This window comes from Bradyrhizobium sp. CIAT3101 (assembly GCF_029714945.1).
Taxonomy (GTDB): Bacteria; Pseudomonadota; Alphaproteobacteria; order Rhizobiales; family Xanthobacteraceae; genus Bradyrhizobium.
Window position 1 is genome coordinate 2,565,280 of the sequence record NZ_CP121634.1, and the last position, 24,790, is coordinate 2,590,069.

General features: G+C 65.1%; 18 protein-coding genes. 11 read left to right on the forward strand and 7 right to left on the reverse strand.

The window, feature by feature from the left end:
- Positions 1 to 81 precede the first annotated feature (81 nt).
- Positions 82 to 297, reverse strand: coding sequence for a hypothetical protein (locus QA645_RS11985; RefSeq protein WP_283050381.1), 216 nt, complete (start codon positions 295 to 297; stop codon positions 82 to 84).
- A gap of 66 nt (positions 298 to 363) precedes the next feature.
- Between QA645_RS11985 and QA645_RS11990 the strand changes: the two genes are divergently transcribed.
- Genes QA645_RS11990 through QA645_RS12000 form a run of 3 tightly spaced genes read left to right on the forward strand, consistent with a single transcriptional unit; the run spans position 364 to position 4,276 of the window.
- Positions 364 to 1,395, forward strand: a complete 1,032-nt coding sequence (locus QA645_RS11990; RefSeq protein ID WP_283050383.1) for a TRAP transporter substrate-binding protein — start codon at positions 364 to 366, stop codon at positions 1,393 to 1,395.
- Between the two features lie 37 nt (positions 1,396 to 1,432).
- Positions 1,433 to 3,286, forward strand: a complete 1,854-nt coding sequence (locus QA645_RS11995; RefSeq protein WP_283050384.1) for a TRAP transporter large permease subunit — start codon at positions 1,433 to 1,435, stop codon at positions 3,284 to 3,286.
- A gap of 12 nt (positions 3,287 to 3,298) precedes the next feature.
- Positions 3,299 to 4,276 carry a hydroxyacid dehydrogenase gene (locus QA645_RS12000; RefSeq protein WP_283050385.1) on the forward strand — a complete coding sequence of 326 codons (978 nt, stop codon included), beginning with the start codon at positions 3,299 to 3,301 and terminating at the stop codon, positions 4,274 to 4,276.
- A 6-nt stretch (positions 4,277 to 4,282) separates the two neighbouring features.
- Here the strand turns inward: QA645_RS12000 and QA645_RS12005 are convergent, their stop codons facing one another.
- Positions 4,283 to 5,449 carry an ABC transporter substrate-binding protein gene (locus QA645_RS12005; protein WP_283050387.1) on the reverse strand — a complete coding sequence of 389 codons (1,167 nt, stop codon included), beginning with the start codon at positions 5,447 to 5,449 and terminating at the stop codon, positions 4,283 to 4,285.
- Positions 5,450 to 5,734: 285 nt separating this feature from the next.
- Here QA645_RS12005 and QA645_RS12010 point away from each other — a divergent pair, with 285 nt between their 5' ends.
- The 3 genes from QA645_RS12010 (at position 5,735) to QA645_RS12020 (ending at position 12,291) form a co-directional block, all read left to right on the forward strand.
- Positions 5,735 to 8,164, forward strand: coding sequence for an EAL domain-containing protein (locus tag QA645_RS12010; protein ID WP_283050389.1), 2,430 nt, complete (start codon positions 5,735 to 5,737; stop codon positions 8,162 to 8,164).
- A gap of 91 nt (positions 8,165 to 8,255) precedes the next feature.
- A complete protein-coding gene (locus QA645_RS12015; protein ID WP_283053164.1) occupies positions 8,256 to 9,548 on the forward strand; it encodes an MFS transporter in 1,293 nt (430 codons plus the stop codon).
- Positions 9,549 to 9,705: 157 nt separating this feature from the next.
- A complete protein-coding gene (locus tag QA645_RS12020) occupies positions 9,706 to 12,291 on the forward strand; it encodes an EAL domain-containing protein (RefSeq protein WP_283050391.1) in 2,586 nt (861 codons plus the stop codon).
- Positions 12,292 to 12,312: 21 nt separating this feature from the next.
- Here QA645_RS12020 and QA645_RS12025 read toward each other — a convergent pair whose 3' ends face one another.
- Positions 12,313 to 12,594, reverse strand: coding sequence for a hypothetical protein (locus QA645_RS12025; RefSeq protein WP_283050392.1), 282 nt, complete (start codon positions 12,592 to 12,594; stop codon positions 12,313 to 12,315).
- Positions 12,595 to 12,857: 263 nt separating this feature from the next.
- Here QA645_RS12025 and QA645_RS12030 point away from each other — a divergent pair, with 263 nt between their 5' ends.
- On the forward strand, positions 12,858 to 14,069 hold the full coding sequence (locus tag QA645_RS12030) for an ABC transporter substrate-binding protein (protein ID WP_283050394.1): 1,212 nt from the start codon (positions 12,858 to 12,860) through the stop codon (positions 14,067 to 14,069).
- 54 nt (positions 14,070 to 14,123) lie between these two features.
- On the opposite strand, the gene QA645_RS12035 is transcribed toward QA645_RS12030, so the two are convergent.
- Entirely contained in the window at positions 14,124 to 15,797 is a 1,674-nt protein-coding gene (locus QA645_RS12035) for a serine hydrolase (protein WP_283050396.1), read from the reverse strand.
- A 169-nt stretch (positions 15,798 to 15,966) separates the two neighbouring features.
- On the reverse strand, positions 15,967 to 16,590 hold the full coding sequence (locus QA645_RS12040) for a TetR/AcrR family transcriptional regulator (protein WP_283050398.1): 624 nt from the start codon (positions 16,588 to 16,590) through the stop codon (positions 15,967 to 15,969).
- Between the two features lie 132 nt (positions 16,591 to 16,722).
- On the opposite strand from QA645_RS12040, the gene QA645_RS12045 reads away from it, so the two are divergent.
- The 4 genes from QA645_RS12045 to QA645_RS12060 all read left to right on the forward strand — a co-directional run bounded on the left by QA645_RS12045 (position 16,723) and on the right by QA645_RS12060 (position 23,360).
- Positions 16,723 to 17,952, forward strand: coding sequence for a cytochrome P450 (locus QA645_RS12045; protein WP_283050400.1), 1,230 nt, complete (start codon positions 16,723 to 16,725; stop codon positions 17,950 to 17,952).
- A gap of 159 nt (positions 17,953 to 18,111) precedes the next feature.
- Entirely contained in the window at positions 18,112 to 21,744 is a 3,633-nt protein-coding gene (locus QA645_RS12050) for an AsmA family protein (protein ID WP_283050402.1), read from the forward strand.
- A 220-nt stretch (positions 21,745 to 21,964) separates the two neighbouring features.
- Positions 21,965 to 23,089 (forward strand): DUF2336 domain-containing protein, encoded by a 1,125-nt coding sequence (locus tag QA645_RS12055; protein ID WP_254194927.1) that lies wholly within the window; start codon positions 21,965 to 21,967, stop codon positions 23,087 to 23,089.
- 25 nt (positions 23,090 to 23,114) lie between these two features.
- Positions 23,115 to 23,360: a hypothetical protein gene (locus QA645_RS12060; RefSeq protein WP_254133320.1), complete on the forward strand. Its 246-nt coding sequence runs from the start codon at positions 23,115 to 23,117 to the stop codon at positions 23,358 to 23,360.
- Between the two features lie 186 nt (positions 23,361 to 23,546).
- Here QA645_RS12060 and QA645_RS12065 read toward each other — a convergent pair whose 3' ends face one another.
- Positions 23,547 to 23,909, reverse strand: a complete 363-nt coding sequence (locus tag QA645_RS12065; RefSeq protein WP_283050405.1) for a hypothetical protein — start codon at positions 23,907 to 23,909, stop codon at positions 23,547 to 23,549.
- A 123-nt stretch (positions 23,910 to 24,032) separates the two neighbouring features.
- The gene (locus QA645_RS12070; protein ID WP_283050407.1) at positions 24,033 to 24,770 is read right to left on the reverse strand and encodes a 3-oxoacyl-ACP reductase family protein; all 738 of its coding nucleotides are present in this window, start codon (positions 24,768 to 24,770) and stop codon (positions 24,033 to 24,035) included.
- Between the last annotated feature and the right edge of the window lie 20 nt (positions 24,771 to 24,790).

Genomic DNA, 24,790 nt, shown 5'->3' on the forward strand with positions numbered 1-24,790 from the left:
CATCGTCGCATCATTGAAACGCGAGAGCTGCGGGATCACGGTCCCGCAGCTTTTTGTTGCGTGCCAACACGCGTGCAGTCGTCAAAAGCCCATCAATCTGCGTTCGGTATTGATCCATGCCTGAATTGGATTGATCTGCGTCAATCTTGCATAGCCTGCCGTTCGGTCGCGCTGCTGCATGATCGAAAACATCGGCAAATATAGGCATTCCGCTGCAGTCTCCGCCGGCGCGCCTTTCGCTCGTCCCGTCTCGGCTGCGCCGGCCGCAACCCTTGCCTGCCCCGTCGCTTTGGCCATACAGTCCGGGCCAACGCGCCGCGACAACGATCGCGGCTGCAAAAAATAATATTGGGGAGAGACACCATGACTATCGTGCCCGTCAGCCGTCGCACGTTCATCAAGTCGTCGACGGCAGTGACCGCCGGCCTCGTGCTCTCTCCAGCCATCATCGGCCGCGCCGAAGCCGCGACGCTGAAGCTGAAATGCTCCTCCTCGCTGCCGAACGATCCCAAATTCGCCAACGGCCGCGTCTACTACGACAATCTCGTCAAGAATCTGAAGGGCAACGGGCTCGGCGAGCAGGTCGAGGTCGCGTTCTTCCCGGACAACCAGCTCGGCCAGGAAATCGACGTCATCAATTCGGTGAAGCTCGGCGTCATCGATCTCATGATCTCCGGCTCGTCGATCTCGGCCAATCTGGTGCCGCTGGTCGGCACCTACGACCTCGGCTTTCTGTTCTTGAGCTTTCCGCAGCAGACCAAGGCGTTCGACGCCGGTGCCGCCAAGCCGATCGAGGACGCGCTGCTCAAGGGCAGCAACATCCGCATCATCGCCTGGGCCTATAATTTCGGCTCGCGCAGCGTGTTTGCGAAGAAGCCGGTGAAGACGCCGGAGGATCTCGCCGGTCTCAAGATCCGCACCCTGCCGAATCCCGTCATCACGGAGTGCCTGCGTCTGATGGGCGCGGCCGCGACGCCGCTGGCGTTCGGCGAAATCTACACGGCGTTGCAGGCCGGCGTGCTCGATGGCCTCGAGCACGATCCGCCGACGATCCTCGCCAGCAAGTTCTTCGAAACGGCGAAGTTCTACGCGCTGACGCAGCACAATTTCTCGCCGCTCGCGGTCTATTTCAGCGACATGACCTTCAACCGCATGGATCCGAAGCTGCGCGAGGGTTTTCTCGACGCCGCGAAGAAGGCCGCGGTCGACACGCGCGCCCATGGGCTCGCAGTCGAGAAGGAAGCGCTGGCGGCTCTGACCGAGAAGGGCGTGACGGTCTCCGAATGCGATCGCGAGGCGTTCAAGAAGCGCGTTGCGCCGCAGACCGAGAACTTCATCAAGGCGCGGCCGGAGTCCAAGGCCGTCATCGACATCATTCGCTCGACGCAAGCCTGAGATGGCCAAATCCGGGTTGGCCAAATCTGAGTTGGCGATGACGGAAGCCGTGCCGCTCTCCGGCGGTCGGCACGGGAGCATCGCCCTTCTGCTTCGCGTCAGTGACGCGATCGCGGCCATCCTTCTGGCCGCCGATCTCGCGGTTGTCTGCGGCTCGGTGCTGCTGCGTTTCTGCTTCAACGCGCCGGTCGAATGGTCGGATGACGTCGCGCGCGGATTGATGGTCGGATCGGCCTTCTTCGGCGCGGCAAGCGCGCTTGCGCGCGGCGAGAATGTCGGCGTGTCCTTCTTCCGCGATCTGCTGGCGCTGCGGCTGCGCACCCTGGTCGATGCGGCGAGCGCCGTGCTCGTCGTGCTGATCTCCGGCTACGTCGCCCATAACGCCATCAAGCTGGGCTCGCTGACGGCGGGGCAGACCACCGGCTCCGGCCTGCCCTTGGAGCTGACCTTCTATCCGATGGGCGTCGGCGCGCTGTTCATGACGGTGTTCGCGATCGACCAACTCTGCGCACGACCGCTGCCTGACATCGTCAGAGGCCTCATCGCGGTCGCCGTCGTGACCGGGCTTTATCTCGCCTGGGATTACCTGTCGCCGTCCTCGGTGCCGTCGGCGGGCGTGCTGATGCTGATCGGCTTCTTCGCCACGCTGTTCGGCGGCTTGCCGATCGGGTTCGCGCTGGCGCTGGCTGCGCTGATCTTCATCTGGGTCGAGGGCGCGCTGCCCGGCGTCATCTTCGCCCAGCAGATGGCGCGCGGCATCGACAATTTCGTGCTGCTCGCGATCCCGTTCTTCATCCTCGTCGGCTACCTCATGGAAGCCAACGGCATGTCCGTGCGTCTGATCGAGCTGTTGCAGCGCGCGGTGGGCCGCATGCGCGGCGGCCTGAACGTCGTGATGGTGGCCTCGATGGTGCTGTTCTCCGGCATCTCGGGCTCGAAGATGGCCGACGTCGCGGCCGTCGGCTCGGTGCTGATTCCGGCAGCGCGCCGCTCGAAGCAGAATCCGGGCAGCGCGGTGGCGCTGCTCGCGGCGTCCGCGGTGATGGCGGAGACGATTCCGCCCTGCATCAACCTGATCATTCTGGGTTTCGTCGCGAACCTGTCGATCGGCGGCCTGTTCATGGCAGGCCTGTTGCCGGCGGCGCTGATGGCGGCGGTGCTGATCGCCTTCTCCATCATCTTCGGCAAGACGCCGGCGGAGGCCGAGGAGGTCGAGCCGCAGGTGCCGGTGTCGGGATTGTGGAGCGGCGCGATCGCCTCGTTCGGCCTGATCTTCATGATCTTCTTCGGCTTCAAGAGCGGCTTTGCCACGGCGACCGAGATCTCGGCCTTCGCGGTCGCCTACGCGCTGATCGTCGGGAGCGTGGTGTTTCGCGAACTCAGCTTCAGAACGGCGACGCACAGTTTCGTGCAGGCGGCGACGCGCGCGGGGCTGGTGCTGTTCATCGTTGCCGCCGCGCAGTCGCTGGCGTTCACGCTGACCTTGCAGCAGGTGCCGCATGCGGTCGGCGACTTCATGCTGGGCCTGTCCAAGACGAGCGGTACCTGGCTGTTCATTCTGCTCGCGATCGCCGTGCTGATCGTGATGGGCTCGGTGCTGGAAGGCGCCGCTGCGCTGATCATCTTCGGGCCTCTGCTTCTTCCCGTGGCGGTGCAGCTCGGCATCGATCCCCTGCATTTCGGCGTCGTGCTTGTCATCGCGATGGGCGTCGGCCTGTTCGCGCCGCCGCTCGGGCTCGGGCTCTACGGCGCCTGCCTGATCGGTAACGTGCCGATCGAGCAGACGGTGAAGCCGATCCTGGGCTATCTCGGCCTGTTGTTCCTCTGCCTGCTGGTCATCGCCTTCGTGCCGTGGCTGAGCACCGCCTTGCCGCGCGCGTTCGGCTACTGAAGGAGTGTCGTCGTGAAAGTCCTGCTGGCCCACACGCCGGAGATGCGCCGCAATTATTACGGCGATCGCAGCCTGAACGGCCTGCGCGCCATTGCCGAATTGGTCCTGCACGAGGGTGATCGGGCGCTGGATTCCGCGGGCCTCGTCAGTGCGGCAAAGGACGCCGACATCATCGTCGCCGATCGCATGACCGAGGGCCGCGGCGAGATCTTTGCGCAGCTGCCACGCTTGCGGGCCTTCGTCCGCTGCGCCGTCGACATCCGCAACGTCGACGTCGATGCCGCCTCGGAGGCCGGCGTGCTGGTGACCCGCGCCGGTCCCGGCTTCGTGCAGGCGGTCGCCGAGCTCGCGGTCGGCTTCATGGTCGACCTGTCGCGTGGCGTGTCGCGGGCCACGGCCGACTACCATGCCGGCCGCAAGCCGGAGGCACGGATGGGCCGTCAGCTCGCCGGCAGCAAGATCGGCATCATCGGTTATGGCAGCATCGGCCGTTACCTTGCCGAGATCGCCAAGGTGATGCGCATGGAGGTGCTGGTCTCCGATCCCTTCGCTGATGTCAGCGACAGCGCGATCAGGCAGGTGGGCCTCGACGAACTCCTCGCGGCGTCCGACTATGTCGTCTGCCTCGCAATTGCCAACGAGCAGACCGAGAAGCTGATCGGCGAGGCGGCGCTGGCGCGCATGCAGACGCATGCCGTCTTCATCAATCTCTCGCGCGGCAATCTCGTCGACGAGGCGGCGCTTGCGAAGGCGCTGCTGGAGAACCGCATCGCGGGCGCTGCGATGGATGTCGGCCGCGCGCCCGACCAGATGCCGACGCCGGAGCTGGCAAAATTCGCCAACGTCGTCGCGACGCCGCATGTCGGCGGGCTGACGCCGCAGGCGATCGAATACCAGTCGCTGGAAACGGTGCGGCAGGTCGACGCCATCATCAAGGGCGAGGCCCCGCTGGGTGCCGTCAACGCCGACCGCTGGACCCGGCGGCCATAAAGGGCCTTACAGCCTATCGATCGCCCTGAACGTCCCGTCCTTCTGGATCACCGTCAGGAACACTTTTGGCGGCGTCTCGATGGCGCGAAAGCCGACGGTGAAGACAGTGCCACTGATGTCGAAGCGGCCGATGTCGTTGATGGTGCGCAGCAGCCCCGCGCGTGTCGGGTTCGGTCCGAGATTTTCGAGGGCGGCCGCCGCCAGGCGGCCTGAGAGATAACCTTCGAGCGAGACGAAATCCGGCGTCAGCGTCGGATCGATCGCTTTCTGCGCGGCCTGGTAGTCGGCAACGAGCTTGATCGAGCGATCCCAGGGAAACGGTACGACCTGCGCGACCACGACGCCTTCGCCGTCGGAGCCGAGCTCCCTGGCGAGCGCGGTGGCGCCGACGAACGAGATGCTGGCAAAGGTCGGGTACGCGCCGCTGCGGTGTGCGAGCTTGATGAACTCGGCACTCGGACCGTAAGTGCCGACCATGATGATCGCCTCGGGCTCGGCGCGCTTGATGGTGCGCCAGGCCGCGCCGACCGCACGGGTGTTGCGCTCGAAGGTGCCCTCGGCGGCGAGCTCGAGACCGCGCTTGGCAAGCGCCGTCTTCACGCCGGCGAGGCCGTCATGGCCGAAGGAATCGTCCTGGTAGAAGATGCCGATCCGGGTGAAGTGGCGATCCTCGATGAGATGCTTGATGAGGGTCTCCGACTCCGCGCCGTAGCTCGGGCGAATGTTCACGACATTCGTCAGTTCGAGGTCGCGCAGGAGTTCCGCACCGCTCACCGGTCCGATGAAGGGCACATCGCGCGTGCTCGTGATCGGGATGGTTGCCATTGCGGTCGCGGTCCCGACGGCGCCGATCAGCGCGAACACCTTGTCGTCTTCGATCAGCCGCAGAGTCTGCACCACCGAACGATCGGGATCGTAGCCGTCGTCGCGGCTGATGAGCTGGAGCTTGCGGCCGTGGACGCCGCCCTTGGCATTGATCTCGGTGAACGCCGCGACGATGCCGTGCCGCATGTGCTGGCCGAGCATGGAAGAGGGACCCTCGAGCGCGGCGGCCTGGCCGAACAGGATTGCGTCCTCGCTGACGCCGGCCTCGTCGCCTTTTGCCGTCAGTGTCGCCGCCGCCAGCAGCGCGGCGGCAAGCGCGATGCATGTCGCTGCGTGCGATCGTTTCATGAGAGGGCTCGCCGGATGCTGGAAAAGTTGCCGCCACGATAGGTCCCTGGGCTGAACAGGGCGCTAACCGGCGTGGGGAGAGCGGTCCGTAGAAGTCCGGGGCAATCCTGCAATTGGCGACCACATTTTCGGGAACACGCAGGTCGATTGTTAACTACACCTCGCAATGCGGGACAGGTTGGTTCCAATATTGTGCAGTTCTTAACCCCGATCCTTGTCCGATAGTCGCCACGGTGGCTCAACCCTAAGTTCGGCCGCTGCGCCGAGGGGACGTGCGGAATCAAGATGGGCGGTCGCGATCAGAATGATCAGGATCGAAGGCGTGTGACTGGACGGTGGCGCATTGCGCCGCTGCTCGGCCTCCATCGCCCTGCGCTGGTCGCGGCGGCCGTCGGCCTGCTGTTCTCGATCGCGGGCGCCGCGGCGGTGGCGCGATGGGAAGACCGCGTCAACAAGATCGAGTTCGAGAACGCCGCCGAGACGCAGTCCATCGTCATGCAGAACGGCATGAACGAATATATCAGCCGGCTGGTGGCGCTGCGGACCCTGTTCGAATCCTCCAACGAGGGCGTCACCCGCAGCGAGTTCGAGACCTTCAGCGGCAAGCTGTTCGAACGATATCCCGGCTTGTTGCGTATCGGCTGGCTGCCACGGATCACGCGCAAGGAGCGTGCCGAGTACGAAGCCGCAGCCATCGCCGAGGGCGTGTCCAGCTATCGCATCAAGTCGCTCGAAGGCAATGGCTTCGTCACCGCGCCGCAGGGCGAGGAATATTACCCCATCTTCTACTCGACGCAGTCGAAGACATCGCGTGTCTACGGCATCGACTATCTGAGCGTGCCGGATCGCAAGGTGGCGCTCGAACGTGCCCGCGACAATGACCAGATCGCGGCGATCCGCACCGAGCTCTTTGCCACGAATAATGCCGGGCAGTTGCCGAACGTGTTCGTGGTCGTGCCCGTTTACGCCAAGGGCACCTCGCGCGACACCGTCGCCGACCGCCGCCGCAACATCTCGGGCTTCGTTGTCGGCATTTTCGATCTGCCTCTGCTGATGCAGGCCATCCGCGTCAGGACCGGGGCGAGCCCCGCGGTCAGCGTGAACGTGTATCAGCCCTTCAGCGCGCGCATCGTCAGCCTCGAAGGCATGTTGCCCGATTACGCTTCCGCAGCCGCCGCGCCGCAATCGATGCGCGATGTTGCGCGGGGGCGCCATTGGTCGGGTGGTCTCAAGATCGGGGACACCGATTGGCAGGTGCGGGCGGTTCCGACCGCCGGCGGCTCGCTGGAGACGACGTATGACCGCGCGGGCGCCGTGCTGATCGTCGGCATGCTGCTGACGCTGTCGCTGTCGACCTATCTGATGCTCGCCAGCCGCAACTCGCGGCGGCTGTCGCTGGCCAATCGTCGTGTGCTCGAGCTTGCGCAGACCGACGTCCTGACCGGATTGCCGAACCGCGCCTTCTTCCTCGCCCGGCTCGACGAGCTCAACGGCCAGCTGAAGAACGGCGGTCCGACCTTCTCGATCCTGATGCTCGATCTCGATCGCTTCAAGAACGTCAACGATTCCCTCGGTCATGGCGCCGGCGATGCGCTGCTGCGGCTGGTGGCACAGCGGCTGAAATCCGCGGTGCGCGCCACCGATGTGCTGGCGCGGCTCGGCGGCGACGAATTCGCCATCATCCAGGAAGACTGCGAGGACCAGCGCGCCTGCGCGACCGAACTGGCCGCGCGGATCGCCAAGCTCGTTGCCGAGCCGTTTCTGTTGCCCGGTCATCGCGTCGAGATCGGGACCAGCATCGGCATCGCGATCGCGCCGGATCATGGCCGCGACCAAGAGCAGCTGCTGAAGAAGGCCGACCTTGCGCTCTACCGCTCGAAATCGGCGGGCCGGAACTGCTTCACCATCTACGACGAGGCGATGTCGGCTGAGCTCGAGGCGCGCAACACGCTGGAAGGCGATTTGCGCGACGCCATCGCGCGCTGTCAGCTCGAGGTGCACTACCAGCCGTTCATGGATGCCAGCACGGGCGCGCGACGCGGGTTCGAGGCGCTGGTGCGCTGGCGGCATCCGGCCCGCGGCCTGATCCCGCCGGATCAGTTCATCGCGCTCGCCGAGGAGACCGGGCTGATCGTGCCGCTCGGCGAATTCGTGCTGCGTCGCGCCTGCGCGGACGCGGCAAACTGGCCGTCCGATCTGATGGTCGCGGTGAATTTGTCGCCGATCCAGTTCAAGGAAGCCGACCTGTTCGACGTCATCTGCGCGGCCTTGCGGGATTCCGGCCTGTCGCCGCAACGGCTCGAGATCGAGATCACCGAATCCGTCCTGCTCGAGCGCGGCACCGAGAACCATGCGTTCATGGAACGGCTCAAGCATATCGGCATCGAGCTTGCGCTCGACGATTTCGGCACCGGCTATTCCTCGCTGAGCTATCTCACCGCGTTTCCGTTCGACAAGATCAAGATCGATCGGTCGTTCGTCCGCAACCTCACGCACCAGCCGCGCTCTTCCGCCATCATCTCCTCGATCGTGACTTTGGCGCGCGGGCTCGACATGTCGGTCACCGCTGAGGGCGTCGAGACCGCCGATGAGTTCGAACGCCTGAGGGCGCTCGGCGTCAACTTTGCGCAAGGCTATCTGTTCGGCCGCCCGCTGCCGGTCGACCAGATCGAGCTCGAGGCGCCCGCCCAGCCTTCGCAACGCGACGCTGCCTGAGCCGGCCGCCCAGGCGCCACGCGCGAAAATCGCTTGACCCAGGCAGTCCCGGATGATCGGTAGTGATCGTCCAGGGATGAAAAAAACAAAAATGCGGCTTCCGTTCTTCTACGGCTGGGTCGTGGTCGCGGTGACCTTTGTCACGATGGCGATCGGGGTCAACGCACGCACCTCCTTTTCATTGTTCTATCCGCCCATTCTCTCTGAATTCGGCTGGGAGCGCGGCGTCACCGCGGGCGCCTTCTCCTTCGGTTTTGTCGCGTCCGCGGTTGCCAGCCCACTGATCGGCCGGCTGATGGATCGCGCGGGACCGCGTGCCGTGATGGAGCTCGGCGTGCTGTTGATGGCCGGCGGGCTGCTGCTTGCGCCGCTCACCAGCCAGCCCTGGCATCTCTACATGACGCTGGGCGTCATGGTCGGCGCCGGCTCGGTGTGTCTCGGCTATTCCGGCCAGTCGCTGTTTTTGCCGAACTGGTTCATCCGCAAGCGCGGCTTCGCCATCGGCATTGCCTTCGCCGGCGTCGGCATCGGTTCGGTGACGCTGCTGCCATGGGTGCAGCATTTGATCGAGCAGACCGGATGGCGCACCGCCTGCACCGCGATGGGCCTGATGATCCTGATCGTGCTGGCGCCGATCAATCTGCTCCTGCACAAGCGCCCCGAAGACATCGGCCTCCAGCCCGACGGCGATGCGGCGCCGGCCGCGGGCGGTGCAAAGCCGGTCTCCAACATCGTCGATCCGGCCTGGGCTGCCACTGACTGGACGCTGCGACGCGCGGTTGCGACCGCTCGTTTCTGGTGGATCGCGCTTGGCTATTTCTGCGGCCTGTACATCTGGTACGCCGTGCAAGTGCACCAGACCAAGTTCCTGCTCGACATCGGCTTCAGCCCGAGCGTTGCAGTCTGGGCGCTCGGCGCCGTCAGCCTGCTCGGCATTCCCGGCCAGATTTTCCTCGGTCATATCTCCGACCGGATCGGGCGGGAATGGGTGTGGGCCATCAGCTGCGCTGGCTTTGCGATCTGCTTCGCGGCGCTGATGGCACTGAAGTTCCAACCCTCGTTCTGGCTGGTCTGGCTGATGGTGTTCACGCAAGGCGCGCTCGGTTACGGCCTCACCTCGATCATGGGCGCGGTGGTGTTCGAGATTTTCCAGGGCCGGCACCAGGGCAGCATTTTCGGCATGATCATGCTCGCGGCGCTGGCGGGCGGCGCGGCTGGCCCGTGGGTGACAGGCTTGCTCTACGACCGCGTCGGCGACTACACGCTCGCCTTTGCCATCGCCATCGTCGTCAGCCTCCTGTCGGCGCTGTCGATCTGGCAGGCCGCGCCGCGCAGGGTGCGGGCCGTGGCCGGGCGCCTGCACAAGCTTCAGGCCACAAAATAGGTTCCGTCTGCACCGGATTACCTCCGCTTCTTTCGCGGAATGTTAAGCATGTCGCGGCTTGGCCGGGTGCGAGCCGGTTGCAAAAACGTCTTGGACACCATCGGAGCGCTAGCTTGGGGCCGATTGCCGCATTGTCCTGATGCTGCCGAGCCTAGCGATGTCTGCCTCCGACTGTCCCGTGACCGAAATGCCGGACGTGCTGCGCGCGGCGCTCGAATGCGCCGACGACGGCATCGTCATCGTCGATGCTGCGCGTCGCATCACGCATTTCAACGCCGGCGCGGAGCGGATCTGGAAGCTTGCGCGCGCTGACGTGCTCGGCCGCGATGCCGCCATTCTCGCCCTCAAATGCCTCGAGGCCGACCCGGTCGCGGATTTTCGCGACGAGATCAGCCTGATGCGGCGCGACGGCAGCCGGATCAAGGCGACGATCGCGCTGTCGTCGGCGGCGATCGACGGCGCAATCCATCACATCGTGTTCGCGCGCGACGTCACTGCGGACGCCGAGCGCCGCGTCAGGATCGGGCTACTCAATGCCGTCTCCGACCAGACCAATCGCGCGGTCATCATCACCGACGTCGAGCAGAACATCCGCTACGTCAATTCGTCCTTCACGACGCTGTTCGGCTACACCAGCGAGGAAGCCGAGGGACGGCGTGCAGGCGAGCTGATCGCCGGCTGCCATACCAATCGCGCCGCCATTGCGAAGCTCGTCAAGCGGCTGCTCGGCGGCGGCCGGCGCGGCGAGGTCGAGACGCTGGTCTACACCAAGGACGGCGCAGAGATCTGGGTCTCAGCCCGGATCGACGCCTTCCGCGACAAGAAGGGCCGCGTCAAACACATCTTCGCGCTGCTCGAGGACATCACCGAGTCCCGGCAGCTGCGCTCGCTGCAACAGCTCATCATGAGCGCGCTCGCCGACGAAATCGCGATCACCGAGATCGCCGACCGGTTGTGCCGCCGCGTCGAGGAGATCGCGCCCGACGTCGTCTGCTCGCTACTCCACGTCGATTCCGCCGGATTGATCCATCCGCTCGGCGGTCCGAGCCTGCCGGACGATTATTCCCGCGCGCTGGACGGCATTCCGATCGGCCCCAGCGTCGGCTCGTGCGGCACCGCCGCGTTTTACGGCGAGCCGGTGTTGGCTGACGATCTGGATACCGATCCGCGCTGGCAGCCCTACAAGGCCATGCCGCTCGAGATCGGCCTGCGTGCCTGCTGGTCGACGCCGATCAAGGCCAAGGACGGCCGCGTCATCGCCACCTTCGCGTTCTACTTCCGTGAGCCGCGGGCGCCGAGCAACTGGCACCGGCGCATCGTCGACGCTTGCGTCAACCTCGGCGCTTTCGCGATCGAGCGCAAGGAAGCGCGCGCCGAGATCGCGCGGCTTGCCTATCATGACATCCTCACCGGCCTGCCCAATCGCGCGCAATTGCGGCACCTGATCACCACTGCGATCGACGCCTGCCCGACCGGCGGTCATGTCGCGCTTGCCTTCCTCGACGTCGACCATTTCAAGGACGTCAACGACACGCTCGGCCACGCCGCCGGCGACGAGCTCCTGATCCGGCTGGCACAGCGCCTGCGTGAGCAGATCGGGCCAGAAGACATGCTGGGCCGGCTCGGCGGCGACGAATTCGTCGTTCTGCTGCCGAACCGTAACGCCGAGAGCGCCGAGCGCGTCGCGGCCGGAATCACCGAAGCGCTGGCCTCGCCCTTGCGGCTCGGCTCGAAGCTGATGCCGATGTCGGTGAGCATCGGCATCAGCCTTTATCCCGACCATGCCACCGACATCGACACGCTGATGCAGCAGGCCGATGCCGCCATGTACATGGCCAAGCAGGCGGGCCGGTCGACCCATCGCATGTTCAGTGCCGAAATGAACGGATTGGCCGAGCAGCGGCTGGCGATGATCGCGGCACTCCGCCGTGCCATCGCCGACAATGCGCTGAGCCTCAGCTACCAGCCGCAGATCCGCAGTGGCGACGGCGCCATCCACGGTGTCGAGGCGCTGGCGCGCTGGCACGATGCCGCGCTCGGCGACGTCTCGCCGGCAAAGTTCATTCCGCTCGCGGAAGAGTGCGGCCTGATCGAGCAGATCGGCCTGTGGTCGGTGCGCGAGGCCTGCCGACAGATGGCGAGCTGGCGCCGCGCCGGGCTCAACATTCCCTCTGTCTCGGTGAATCTGTCGCCGATCAATTTCCGCAACGTCACGCTGGCCGCCCGGCTCGAGGACATCCTCGCCGAATACAAGCTGCCGCCGGATGCCCTGATGCTGGAGATCACCGAAGGCACCTTCATGCAGGATGGCGCCACCGCGCTGGAGACGATGCATGCGATCCGGGCGCTCGGTATCGGCCTGTCCGTGGATGATTTCGGCACCGGCTATTCGAGCCTGAGCCGGCTCGCCCATCTGCCGATCCGCGAGCTCAAGATCGACCGCAGTTTCATGCGCGACATCGAGAAGGACGCGGGCGCAGTCGCGATCGCCACTGCCGTCGTGCGCGTCGGTCAGGGTCTCGGCATGACTGTTGTCGCAGAAGGCGTCGAGACAGAAGGCCAGCGCAAGATGCTGGCCGAGCTCGGCTGCGATGTCGTGCAGGGCTTCCTCTACGCCCCCGCGCTAGCTCCGGTCGCGTTCGAGCGCTGGCTGATCGAGCATTGCGCGGAGCAGGCGAAGGCGATGCTCGGCCGGCTCGATGTCAAGCCGGCAGGTACGGCCGCGGTGAAGCGGTCGGCGTGATTGCCGTTGCGGACGCGCCTCTCATTCGAAATGCAATTCATCCAGCGAATTTTCCGGCATTCCCGATGCTGAATACAGCTCGCCGTCCTTCATGAAGAAGACAGTATTTTTCGGCAACTTTTGAGCGTACTTCATCATCGCGCCGCGATGTTGTTCGTCGAGGGCCGCGGTCATCATGTGTCCCGGACCACGAAACATGTAAGCCATGCCCGGCTTGAGCTCCAAGAGCGCTTCCGAGAGCGCCTGACTGGAAATGACGGCGAATACGGCCGTTGCTATGGTCGTTCTTGACAGGAGACCCATCGGAAGCTCCTTGTTGGAGTTGAGCCGGACACGCGAGGACGCCGGCCTAATTATCGCGTGTGATGAAGTCCTGTTCTTTCGAAGATGCACCTTCGTTTGCGAGAACACACGACCTGCCCTCATGCGAGCGGTCCACAGAAAGGGGCTGCCGACCGGCCCAGGGATCAATCGGCTGGCGGACTTGGGGTCGACAATCCCGGAAGCCGAGATCATTATCCCCGGAGACGCCGCGGCAAACAGCGGCGCGACAGGGAGAAACTATTATGCGTTCTTGCATCACGGTGGCGCTCGCCACCGCCTTCGGCATTGTTTCATCCGCCGCTCTGGCCGCCGACAAGCAGTACGATCCCGGCGCCAGCGACACTGAAATCAAGATCGGACAGACGATGCCCTATAGCGGGCCCGCGTCCGCCTACGGCACGCAGGGCAGGGCCGAGGCCGCCTACTGGAAGATGATCAACAGCCAGGGCGGCATCAACGGCCGCAAGATCACGTTCCTCAGCATGGACGACGGCTACAGCCCGCCGAAGACGGTGGAGCAGACGCGCAAGCTGGTGGAGCAGGACGAGATTCTCGCCAATTTCGGATCGCTGGGCACGCCGACAAATTCCGCCATCCAGAAATATTTGAACGGCAAGCGGATTCCGCATCTGCTGATCTCGACCGGCGCTTCGAAGTGGAACGACGCGAAGAACTTCCCCTGGACCACGCCGTTCTATCCGCCTTATGCGCAGGAAGCCAAGATCTACGCCAAGTACATTCTCAAGGAGCTTCCCAACGCCAAGATCGGCGTGATCTATCAGAACGACGATTTCGGCAAGGACTACCTGAAGGGCTTCAAGGAAGGGCTCGGCGAGAAGGCCGACCTCATCGTGAAGGAGCTCAGCTACGAGGTGACCGATCCCACCATCGATTCCCAGATCGTCAATCTGAAGAGCGCGGGTGCCGATGTCCTGATGACGATCACGACGCCGAAATTCGGCGCCCAGGCGATCCGCAAGGTGACCGATCTCGGCTGGAAGCCGACGCACTTCATCGTGTCGGTCGCGAGCTCGATCGGCGGCGTGCTCGAGCCGGCCGGGCTCGAAGCCTCCACCGGCCTGATCACGGCGCTCGCCACCAAGGTCGTCGGTGATCCCGCCTGGGATTCCGATCAGGGCGTGCAGGATTATCTGGCGTTCATGAAGCAGTGGTATCCGGAAGGGAATCCGATCGATGGCAGCAACCAGATCGGCTACACCTCCGCGCAGTTCACGGCGATCATCCTGAAGAACTGCGGCGACGTGCTGACGCGCGAGAACGTGCTGAAGCAGGCGACGAACATCAGCAAAGTCGCGCTGCCGCTGTTCCTTCCCGGCATCACGGTTTCGGTGACGCCGACGGACTATTCGACGTTCGACACGTTCAAGCTCGCGAAGTTCGACGGCAAGACCTGGAAGTTCTTCGGCGAGAACCTCAGCACGGCATCGCGCTGACGACAGGTTCGCGACTCAAGGGGCGCAGCAAGGTTGCTGCGTCCCTTGGGACTTTCAGCGATTGGCCGGTTCGGCCGTCGTACCCTGCTGACGTTCGCCCTTCAGGACCTGTCCGCGCTGTTTCAGCGTCAGCGCCACGATCTTGTCACCGGCATCACGCGCAAAATCGATCTCTGCGCCGACCTGCTCTGCGACGAAGATGTCCTGCTCGACCGGCGCGAGCTTGACCGGCCGCTGGTTGGTCCCCTGCACATTGAGCCCCCCGTCCGCGACGAAGATGCGCAGTCCGAAGTTCGGCGTCAGCGGATAGAGCCCGACATAGTCCTGGAGTTGCGTGTCGGTCGGCATCCATCTGCTCGTCGCCGCCGGAGGCGGATCGATGCGCTTGGCCTCGACTGCGCCCCCGCCCTGAAACCAGGTGAAGCCATAGCTTCCGTCCGCCTTGCGCCTGGGCCGCAATACCGCGTCAAACTTGCGCGGATAGAAATCGCCGGCGCTGTCATAGCCCATCTCGAACTCGTTCTGGCCGTCGGCCTGGATGGTCAGGCCGCTGTCCTTGTGCCGCAGTTCGATGCCAAGGCCGCCCTGCAGGCGATACTTGCCGACCAGCGCGTCGATCAGCTTGGCATCGGCGTCCATCGCGATGTGCGGCGCGCCGGTCGACCGTGAGGTGTCCAGCAGGCGAAATCCCAATTGTCCAAGGCCGCCGAGCGTGACCAGAGACGTATCGCTCAGCAGGACCACGGCGCGCTTCGCGTCACGATCGAACCCTGCGAAGGACGAGTAGCCGCCGGTCGCGCCTTCATGGAGGGCGATCGTGTGCCGATTCACGACGGACAGAAACCAGTTTATGCCCATGCGGTGCTTGTCGACATCCGTAACCTCTTGCTGAGTCAGTGCGAGCGCCGGCGTGATCGCGCTGTCGCGGGTGCCGAGTTCGCCTTCCATGTAGCGCAACATGTCCGCCAACGTCGCGCGCACGCCTCCGACGCCGGCCATGTCGGGATGAAAATCCCAAGGCGGTGCGGCCTCGCCGTTGGGGTAATGGCCTTGCGCCAGATGCACCTGCGGCGGGCGCGTGGCCACATAGGTCTCGTTCATGCCGAGCGGACCGAGCAGGTGTTCGCGAAGCAGCGTCTCGTAGTCCTTGCCCGCGCGCTTGGCGAGCGCATAGGACAGGACGATCATCGCCGGATTCGAATATTCCCATTTCGAGCCCGGTTCGCGCGTCAACTTGATCGCGGCCAGGGTATCAAGCAGGTCTCGCTCGGTTGCGCCGGCATAGGGATTTTTTGGGTCCGGCGGGTGATAGTCGGGGAGGATCGCCGGCAAACCGGACGTGTGCGTCACGATTTCGCCGATGGTGATCTCGTGGCCGTTGAATGACGGCACGCTCGTCCCGGGCGGCAAGAGTTTCGCGATGGGATCGTCGAGCGCGATGTCGTGCGTCGCGATCAGCTCGGCGAGCAGGGCCGCGGTCATCGTCTTGGTGACCGAGCCGATTTCGAAGGCCGTGTGTTCGTCATAGGGGCGCGCGGTCTTGGGATCGGCGCAGACGTAAGCTGTCGCGACGGTGCCGTTGTCGATCACGCCGGCTGCAACACAGGCGCCGGTGCGATCGCCGGTGAAGCGCTGCGACAGCGCGGCCTTCAGATCGCTATCGCTGATGGCGAACGCGGGCGACGGGCCGAGCACGACCGCCAGGACAACCCAGAGCCAGGCCTTCATGGTGTCTCGCGCCCTCGATTGGCAGGCAGGCTTAATGCTACTGATTGTAACGCTATAGGATTTGCGCTTTTGCCGTCAAGCGGCAGCGTCTGACGCCCTCGATCGTGCTATCGCGAAAGACGGAGCTGTTGCATCGCCCCTGCTGCGCTCTTGCCCGCTACGCTCTCTTTTATGATGAGCCGCTGTCCGACGCCAATCCCGTCCTGCGCCGCAAATCCGTGATCGCGCGCAAGAAGCTGTCGGCGGGCGTCGTCTCCGGATCGATCAGCCGGTGCAGGCGGAAGCCGTCTTCCAACGCCAGGACCACCGACGCCATCCAGGGCGGGTTCAGCGTCTCGCCTCTGGCATTGTTCTTCAATGTCGCCTCGACGATGTCGGCAATCAGCTTGCGCCGCGCACGTAGGCGCTTCGCGAGCTCGGGCCGGCGTTTCTCGGCGCGCGCGACGAACAGGATCATCTCGATATGCAGCAGCGGGGAGCGGGTGAGTGGATCCTGCCGGCCGCGATCCATCGTCTTCAACGCCGCGATGAAGTCGTCGAGATTTGTGTGCTGCGCTAGGATCTCCATATTGCGCCGGATCGACTGCTCGACGTGATCCTCGAGCATGGCGAAGATCAATTCGTCCTTGCTTTTGAAATTCGAATAGAACGCGCCGCGGGTGAAGCCGGCCTCGGCCGCGATCGCCTCGATGCTGGCGCCGCCGATGCCGTCTCGTTCGAACACGCGGGCTGCCGCCTCGAACAGCTTGTCGCGCGTGTCGTCCCTGGTCGGCCTGGTTCTCACCCTTGACATCGGTCCAGTTTAGGGCAGAATGCAACTCGATACAATAATGTATCGAGTTGATAGATCACGGGGATGGTTACGCGGAGGCTTTCGGGGCGGCCTCGCGTATCGTGTCATGCGGCAACCGATGTCGAGGTCACCATGAACGAGCAAGTGCAACCAGCAGGCGAGCCGCTGTTCAATCCTCTGGCACCGGACTTCATCCGCAATCCTTATCCGCATTACGACCGGCTGCGCACGGTCGATCCGATCCACGAGACGGCGTTCGGCCAGTTCGTCGCCAGCCGCCATGCCGATGTCAGCCTCGTGATGCGCGACAAGCGCTTCGGCAAGGACTTTGTCGAGCGCACGACGCGCCGCTATGGCCCCGCGATCATGAACGAGCCGGTGTTCCGCAGCATGAGCTACTGGATGCTGCAGGCCGATCCGCCCGACCACACCCGTTTGCGCGGGCTCGTCGTGAAGGCCTTCACCGCGCGGCGCGTCGAGGACATGCGGCCGCGCATTCAGGAGATCGTTGACCAGACCATCGATGCGGTGATCGACCGCGGCCACATGGACCTGATCGAGGATTTCGCCTTTCGTCTGCCGGTCACCATCATCTGCGACATGCTCGGCATCCCCGAGGAGCATCGCGAGGTCTTCTACAAGAGCTCGCGCGACGGTGGGCGGCTGCTCGATCCGGTGCCGATGACGCCCGAGGAGATCGCGAAGGGCAATGCCGCCAACATGATGGCGCAGATGTACTTCCAGCAGCTGTTCGAGCTGCGCCGCCGCAGCCCCGCTGACGATCTCACGACCCAGCTGGTGCAGGCCGAAGAAGACGGCAACAAGCTCACCAATGAGGAGCTGACGGCCAACATCATCCTCTTGTTCGGCGCCGGCCACGAGACCACCGTCAATCTGATCGGCAATGGCCTGTTGGCGCTCCATCGCAACCCGGACCAGCTCGCGCTCTTGAAGGCGCGGCCCGACCTGATCACCAACGCGATTGAGGAGTTCCTGCGCTACGATTCGTCGGTCCAGATGACCGGCCGCGTCACGCTGGAGGAGATCGACGATCTCGGCGGCAAGCGGATCCCCAAGGGCGAGACCGTGCTCTGCCTGCTCGGCTCGGCCAATCACGATCCGGCGGTCTATCCTGATCATCCGGACCGGCTGGACATCACCCGGCCGAACGTCCGGCCGCTGTCGTTCGGCGGCGGGATCCATTTCTGCCTGGGGGCCCAATTGGCGCGCATCGAGGCCGAGATCGCCATCGCGACGCTGTTGCGCCGGTTGCCGGATCTGCGCATCGACGACGTCGAAAACCCGGCATGGCGTCCGACTTTCGTACTGAGGGGCCTCAAGCAACTGCCGGCGAGCTGGTGAGGGCGCCCGGCGTTAACCTCCGTGCGCAACAGTCGCTGTGACTTCGCCACACTTCCCTTTATATAAGGGGCAGTTCCGGCGCGCCTGAAGCTTGGTTGTAGGCTTGGGTTTGAAAGGCTTGGGTTTGACCCGGGTGCCGGCTTGGCCGAGGGGAGACCCGTGCAGACGACGCTGCTCGGATTGGCAATTGCCTTTATCTTAGCGCTGCTGGCCGCGCTGGTCGGGCCTTATTTCGTCGACTGGAACCAGTTCAGGCCCCAGTTTGAGGCGGAGGCGAGCCAGATCATCGGCGTGCCGGTGCGCGTGGCCGGTGAGCTCGATGCGCGGCTGCTGCCGGCGCCGACGCTGCGGCTGCGCTCGGTCACCTTCGGCGGCAACAACGATCTCGGCCGGCTGCGTGCCGACAAGCTCGATGTCGAGTTCAGCCTGAGCTCCCTGATGCGCGGCGAATGGCGCGCCACCGAGCTTTCGGTCGGCGGCATGGCGGTTGATCTCGGGCTCGACACCAGGGGCAGGGTCGATTTGCCGTCCACGGCGAGCGGCACCTTCAACCTGGCTTCGCTCGCCATCGAACGCCTGAACCTCACCGGCCGCATCGCGTTTCATGACGCCGCCAGCCGCTCGACGCTGGAGCTCAACGACATCGTCTTCTCCGGCGACGTCCGCTCGCTCGCGGGTTCAGTGCGCGGCGACGGCAATTTCACCGCCGCAGGCGTGCGCTATCCGTTCCGCGTCTCCTCCGGTCCGAGCCCCGACGGCAGCGCCACCCGTCTTCACCTCAACATCGATCCCGGCGAGCGCGCCATTCTCGCCGATCTCGAAGGCGTTCTTGCCTTCGACAACCGCCAGCCGAAATTCGACGGCGCGCTGACGCTGGCCGTGCCGCCGGCGAAGAAGCCGGGCGAGGCGGGGCCGATGCCCTGGAAGCTCACCGCAAAACTCAAGGCCGATCCGGCCGGTGCCAAATTCGACCAGATCGACGCGAGCTTTGGCCCGGAAGACACCGCCCTGAAGCTCGGCGGCGTTGGCGATCTCAAGTTTGGTGCCTCGCCGCTGCTGCGCGCGGTGCTGTCGGCGCGGCAGGTCGACGCCGACAAGCTCGCCGGCCGCGACGATGCCGAGCCGCTGCGCATCCTGCCGGCGCTGCGTGCGGGTCTTGCCGCGATCCCGCAGGCGCCGATCCCGGCGCAGATCGAGTTCAACTCCGACCAGATCATGCTGGGCGGCCGCCCGCTCCAGAACATCACGACCGAGCTGCAGACGGACGGCCGGTCCTGGACCTTCCAGCGGCTCGAGCTGCGCGCCCCCGGCATGACGCAGCTCTCGCTCAACGGCGCCACGCCGGGTGCCGACAGCTTCAGCGGCCGCCTCAGCGTCGAGTCCTCCGATCCCGATACGCTGGTGGCCTGGCTCCTGGGCCGCAGCGAGGTCAACCGCCGCAGCACGCGGCCGTTGCGCGTTGCCGGCGACGTGACGATCGCCGCCAACCATCTCGCCATCGACAAAATGAAGGCCGACATCGAAGGCGGCGCCGTCGAGGGCCGCATTGCCTTCGTGCAGACCGGCGCCAGCAAAGGCTCGCGGATCGATGCCGAGCTCAAGGCCGACCGTCTCGATCTCGACACCGCCGCGAGTTTTGTCCGCGCGCTGGCCGGACCGCAGGGCGAATGGCCGGAGGAGGTAAAGCTCTCGCTCGACGTCGGCCGCGCGATCTCGGCCGGACAGGAGCTGCGGCCGTTCGCGGCAAGGCTCGGCTACGGTCCGACCTCGCTGTCGCTGGAGCAGTTGCGCTTCGGCCAGGCCAGCGGCGTGACCACGGAGGCGAGCGGCAGTTTCGATCGCACCAGGGCCACCGGCAAGCTCGCGCTGAAATCCTCGGCCAATTCGCTCGGCGACCTCACGGCGCTGCTGGAACCTATCGCGCCGGCGCTGCGCGCACGCTTCGATGCGATCGCGCCGCTGCCGGGCGCAACACGCCTGAAGCTCGACCTCAGCCTCGACAAGAACGCCGAACACGCCGATCGCAGCGACGCGCGCGTCGTGTTCGACCTCGATGCGCCGCAGCTCAAGGCCACCGCGACGCTCGCCGCGCAGCCGCTGGTGGCCGCGGTCAACGGCATCGATATCGGAAAAATGCGCGACAGCGACTTCACGCTGGAGTCGAAACTGTCATCGCCGCAGGCCGCTTCGCTGACGGCGGTGCTCGGCCTCGATCGCATCGTCGCGGCAGGCGAGGGCGCCTCGCAGATCGCAGGCAAGCTGAGCGGCGCGTGGCGCCGGCCGTTGCAACTGAACGCCAAGCTCAGCGGCGGCGGGCTGGATGCGGACGCCCAAGGCAGCGTCGAATTGTCGACGCCGGAGCCGAAGGCCAGCATCAATTTGCGCGTCCGCAACGCCAATCTGGCGCCGCTGTTCGGGACCAGCCCGGCCGACAAATCGGCGCAGAATGTCAGTCTTTCCTCCCGCGTCGGACTATCCGGCAATCGTCTGACCCTCGACGATCTCGACAGCACCGCTTTCGGCTCGCACCTGCGCGGCCGACTCGCCATGACGCTCGATCAGGAGAAACGCATTGATGGCGAATTCGGGCTCGACACGCTCGATCTGATGCCCGCGCTCGCGCTTGCCGTCGGCGCGGCCGGGCGTGACAGCGGCGAGGCGCTGAGCGCAGGTCTCGTCGGCGGCTGGCGCGGCCGGATCGCGTTCCAGGCATTGCGCGGCGGCCTGCCGGGCGGGATCGAGATGCGCCCGTTCAGCGGCACGATCAAGGGCGACGGTCAGTCGCTTGCGCTCGATGCGCTCAAGGGCGGCGTCGGTGGCGGCGAGATGACCGCAAGCCTCGATGCGCGCAACGGCCCCGGCGGTCTGGCGCTGAACGCGCATCTCGACCTCACCAATGTCGATGCGGCCTCGCTGCGCTATCGCGATCTGGCTTTGACGAAGGGGCGCGCCTCGGTGCAGATGACGCTGACGAGCCAGGGCCGCAGCGTCTCGGCGCTGACCGGCGCGCTCGCCGGCAACGGCACGGTGACGCTGGACGCGGCCGAGATCAGCGGGCTCAATCCGCGCGCCTTCGAGATCGCGATCCGTGCCAGCGACGGCGGGCAGGTCGGCGACGACAACCGATTGCGTCAGCTCGTCGAGCCCGCATTGTCGGCCGCTCCCATTGCGGTGGCATCAGTGCAGATCGCGTTCACGATCCGCGACGGCCGCCTGCGCGTCGGCGCAACGCCCCTTGAAGCGAAGAATGCGCGCGCGATCGTCTCCGGCGGTTACGACATTCCCGCCGACCAGGCCGACATCCGCGCCAGCCTGACGCCGATCATGACCGGTCTCTCCGGTGCGCCGCCGGAGATCCAGCTGTTTGCGGCAGGCCCACCCGACAAGCTCAGCCGCACCGTCGATCTCACGCCGCTGTCGTCGTGGCTTGCAGTGCGCACGATCGATCGCGAGACGCGAAGGCTGGATGCGATCGAGCGCGGCGAGCCGCCGCCGGCGACCGCCGCGCTGCCGACGTTGGTCTCGCCCGAGCCCGAGCCCGCTCCGTCGCTGACCGACGTTCCGATGCCCGGCCGCGATCCGCGCCGCGCCCCGCCGAAGGCAAAGGTTGAGCCCAAGGTCGCACCGATGCCGAAGGCGCCGCTTGCCGCCCCTGCGGCACCGAGCCCGCCGCTCGCGAGCCAGCAGGTCGCACCCCTGCCGCCCCCGATCGACGTGCGGCCCGCGCCAGGCCCGCCGCCCGCAAAGCCCCGGCCGAAGCCGCCGTTGGTCCTGACGCCGTCGAATCCCTGAGAAATCGGCCCTCTTCGCTGCTACGGCCGCGCAGGCCCTGCGCGGTCGTAAACACATTCGCTCGCATTTGAATGAATTCTGCCCGGCAAAACTGAACTGCCGATTTTACTGGATTCTCGCGTTTGTTCCCTAGGCTCTGTCCCAGAGGAATCCGGAGTCCTGCTCGCACAAGCAGGATCAACCGCCAAGAACTTGAATACCAAGAACTGGGGTTATCGAGATGAACGGGGCACCATCGCTTCTGCAGGATCTGGACGACGCGATCGCGCGCGGCACCGACGAAAGCCGGGCTAAGGCGTTGTGGCATGCGACCGACCTTTTGATCACCGGTCGCTATGTCGACGACGAGATCAGCATGTTCGGCGAGGTCATCGGCCGGCTTGCCGACGAGATCGAGGTCGAAGCGCGGGCGCAGCTTTCCGAGTTGATGGCCGGCTGCGATCATGCACCGCTCAACGTCATCGAGAAGCTCGCTTTGGACGACGAGATCGAGGTCGCTGGTCCCGTGCTGCGCGATTCGAACCGGATCGACGAGAAGGTCCTGGTCGAGAGCGCCATGACCAAGGGCCAGGCCCATCTGCTCGCGATCTCCCAGCGTGATGCGATCGGCGAGGCCGTGACCGACGTGCTCGTCAAGCGTGGTAACCAGGAGGTTGTCACCTCGGTCGCCAGGAACGAGGGCGCGCGCTTCTCCGGCTCGGGCCTGCTGCACATGGTCCGCCGCGCGGAGGGCGACTCGATCCTCGCCGAGCAGCTCGGCCTGCGCAAGGACGTGCCGCGCCACATCTTCCAGCAGCTCATCTCCAAGGCGTCGGAAGACGTCCGCCGCCGGCTCGAGACCGAGCGCCCCGAGATGATGTCGCAGATCCAGAGCTCGGTGACCGAGGTTACCGGCGATCTGCAGTCCAAGTTCGGCCCATCCTCGCGCAGCTATTTCGTCGCCAAGCGCGTGGTAACGACGCAGTACCGGCAGGGCAACCTGAACCAGATCTCGATCTCGAATTACGCGCGCCAGCATCGCTTCGACGAGGTGCAGATCGGCCTGTCACTGCTGTCGTCGCTGCCGGTCGATGTGATCGAGCGTGCGCTGATGGACCGCAACCGGGAGATGATCCTGGTGCTGTGCAAGGCGCTCGATTTCTCCTGGGACACGACGATGTCGCTGCTGTTCCTCGGCGCCAAGGATCACCTGATCACGGCGCGCGAGCTCCACGACAACGAGCGCGATTTCGGCCGGCTCAAGATCGAGACCTCACGCAGCATTCTGAAATTCTACCAGTCGCGCAAGAACAGCGCCGGCACCGATCCCGCGACGGGTCGTCAGCCCGAGCTCCAGGTTCACTGAACGGGACATCGAGGGAGTATTTGCAATGTTGCCTCAATTCGGTACCGCAGTTCGCAAGAACAAAGGCCTCGCCAAGAACCTCCCCGCCGAGACGGGCGGAGCGGCTCCGGAGAAAGCCACGGTCGACGCCGCATGGCTCGTGCTGGAAGCCGCCAACGATCTCGGCGACCACGCCGCGATCGAAGCCTGCCGCCGTGTCATCGATGCCGAGCTGAACGGCACGGTCGCCGCCAGCGCAGACACCGATCTCGTGCTCGGGTACTTCCGGTAAGGCAGCGCGGCTGCCGCCCCGCAATTTCGCGACCGGGCGATTAGCCGCAGCTATCGCAGGGTGGGCAAAGCGAAGCGTGCCCACGACTTTCTGTCATCGTGCTGGATCCGTGGGCACGGCGCACATGCGCCTTTGCCCACCCTACGATTTCAGACTCGCGGAGGCATGACTGGATCCGTCGTGCGATCAGCCGCAATTCCAGATCGCGCCGATCGGGGTCCGCGTCCAGCACGGACCGAAGCTGCCGCCATTGTAGCGGGAGCCGCCGAAACCGGGCCGGCCGAAATAGCGCCATTCGCCGTCAATGAAGCGGTAGTAGCTCGGCACCGGATCGATGTACCAGGGGCGCTGGTTCTCGCGCGCATAGCGACGGAAGCCGTTCTTCTGCATGTAGATCGGCTGGCTGTTGCTCAGCGGCTGGCGATAGCCCGGCAGGAAGCCATAGCCATGCCAGGCTTGCTTGGGCTTTTTTGCGTTGGGCGCAGCAGGCGCAACGGCCGGCAGCAGCGACAGGATGACAGCAACAAACAGACATAAGAGGCGCGACATGGGTCGACCATAGACAGTCGATCGCGGGAACGCCATTCAAATTCGAGTGGGACGTTCTTGTGATTTGCCGAGAAGGAGCGGGAGCGCAGCCGGACCATGGCCCGGCTGCGCTCCCCTTAAAGCTTACGCGTTCGCGCCGCCGTCCACGGTGAGTGTCGAGCCGGTGATGTACTTGGCCTTCTCGCTCGCCAGGAATGCCACAGCGTTGGCGATGTCATCCGGCGCGCCATAGCGGCCGAGTGCCATGAACTGCTTCAGCGTATCCGCGGTCGGGCCGTGGGCCGGGTTCATGTCGGTGTCGATCGAGCCCGGCTGCACCAGATTGACCGTAATGTCCTTGGGGCCGAGTTCGCGCGCCAGCGCTTTGTTGAACGCGATCAGTGCCGATTTCGATGTCGCGTAAATGCCGAGCGCCGGCGACGGCACGCGATCGGCGAAATAGCTGCCGATGGTGATGATGCGGCCACCCTTGCCGAGGTGCGGCAGTGCCGCCTTGCTGGCCACGATCGGCGAACGCACGTTGACGTTCAGCAGCGCATCAATGTCGGCCAGCGACATGTCGTTGAGGCCGCCCAGGCGCAGAATGCCGGCGTTGTTGACCAGGATGTCGAGCCCGCCCAGGGCGGCAACGGTCTTGTCGACCGAGGTCTTGACGGCCGTAACATCGGCGCTGTCGGCCTGGATCGCGATCGCCTTCCGCCCCGAGGCCTTGATGGCGTCGACGACCTTTGCGGCGCTATCTGCGGACTTTTCATAGGTGATGGCGACATCGGCGCCTTCCGCGGCGAGCGCCTTTGCAATGGCCGCGCCGATACCCCTGCTTGCGCCCGTCACCAGGGCCCGTTTTCCTGCCAGTGTCATCGTAATCTCCTATTCTGTAA

Bases quoted from the DNA above. Each gene is read 5' to 3' on its own strand.
- QA645_RS12055 (WP_254194927.1), top strand. From the start codon at position 21,965: ATGAACGGGGCACCATCGCTTCTGCAGGATCTGGACGACGCGATCGCG.
- QA645_RS11990 (WP_283050383.1), top strand. From the start codon at position 364: ATGACTATCGTGCCCGTCAGCCGTCGCACGTTCATCAAGTCGTCGACG.
- QA645_RS12015 (WP_283053164.1), top strand. From the start codon at position 8,256: ATGCGGCTTCCGTTCTTCTACGGCTGGGTCGTGGTCGCGGTGACCTTT.
- QA645_RS12030 (WP_283050394.1), top strand. From the start codon at position 12,858: ATGCGTTCTTGCATCACGGTGGCGCTCGCCACCGCCTTCGGCATTGTT.
- QA645_RS12070 (WP_283050407.1), bottom strand. From the start codon at position 24,770: ATGACACTGGCAGGAAAACGGGCCCTGGTGACGGGCGCAAGCAGGGGT.
- QA645_RS12010 (WP_283050389.1), top strand. From the start codon at position 5,735: ATGGGCGGTCGCGATCAGAATGATCAGGATCGAAGGCGTGTGACTGGA.
- QA645_RS12005 (WP_283050387.1), bottom strand. From the start codon at position 5,449: ATGAAACGATCGCACGCAGCGACATGCATCGCGCTTGCCGCCGCGCTG.
- QA645_RS11985 (WP_283050381.1), bottom strand. From the start codon at position 297: ATGGCCAAAGCGACGGGGCAGGCAAGGGTTGCGGCCGGCGCAGCCGAG.
- QA645_RS12020 (WP_283050391.1), top strand. From the start codon at position 9,706: ATGTCTGCCTCCGACTGTCCCGTGACCGAAATGCCGGACGTGCTGCGC.
- QA645_RS12035 (WP_283050396.1), bottom strand. From the start codon at position 15,797: ATGAAGGCCTGGCTCTGGGTTGTCCTGGCGGTCGTGCTCGGCCCGTCG.
- QA645_RS12025 (WP_283050392.1), bottom strand. From the start codon at position 12,594: ATGGGTCTCCTGTCAAGAACGACCATAGCAACGGCCGTATTCGCCGTC.
- QA645_RS12040 (WP_283050398.1), bottom strand. From the start codon at position 16,590: ATGTCAAGGGTGAGAACCAGGCCGACCAGGGACGACACGCGCGACAAG.
- QA645_RS12060 (WP_254133320.1), top strand. From the start codon at position 23,115: ATGTTGCCTCAATTCGGTACCGCAGTTCGCAAGAACAAAGGCCTCGCC.
- QA645_RS11995 (WP_283050384.1), top strand. From the start codon at position 1,433: ATGACGGAAGCCGTGCCGCTCTCCGGCGGTCGGCACGGGAGCATCGCC.
- QA645_RS12045 (WP_283050400.1), top strand. From the start codon at position 16,723: ATGAACGAGCAAGTGCAACCAGCAGGCGAGCCGCTGTTCAATCCTCTG.
- QA645_RS12065 (WP_283050405.1), bottom strand. From the start codon at position 23,909: ATGTCGCGCCTCTTATGTCTGTTTGTTGCTGTCATCCTGTCGCTGCTG.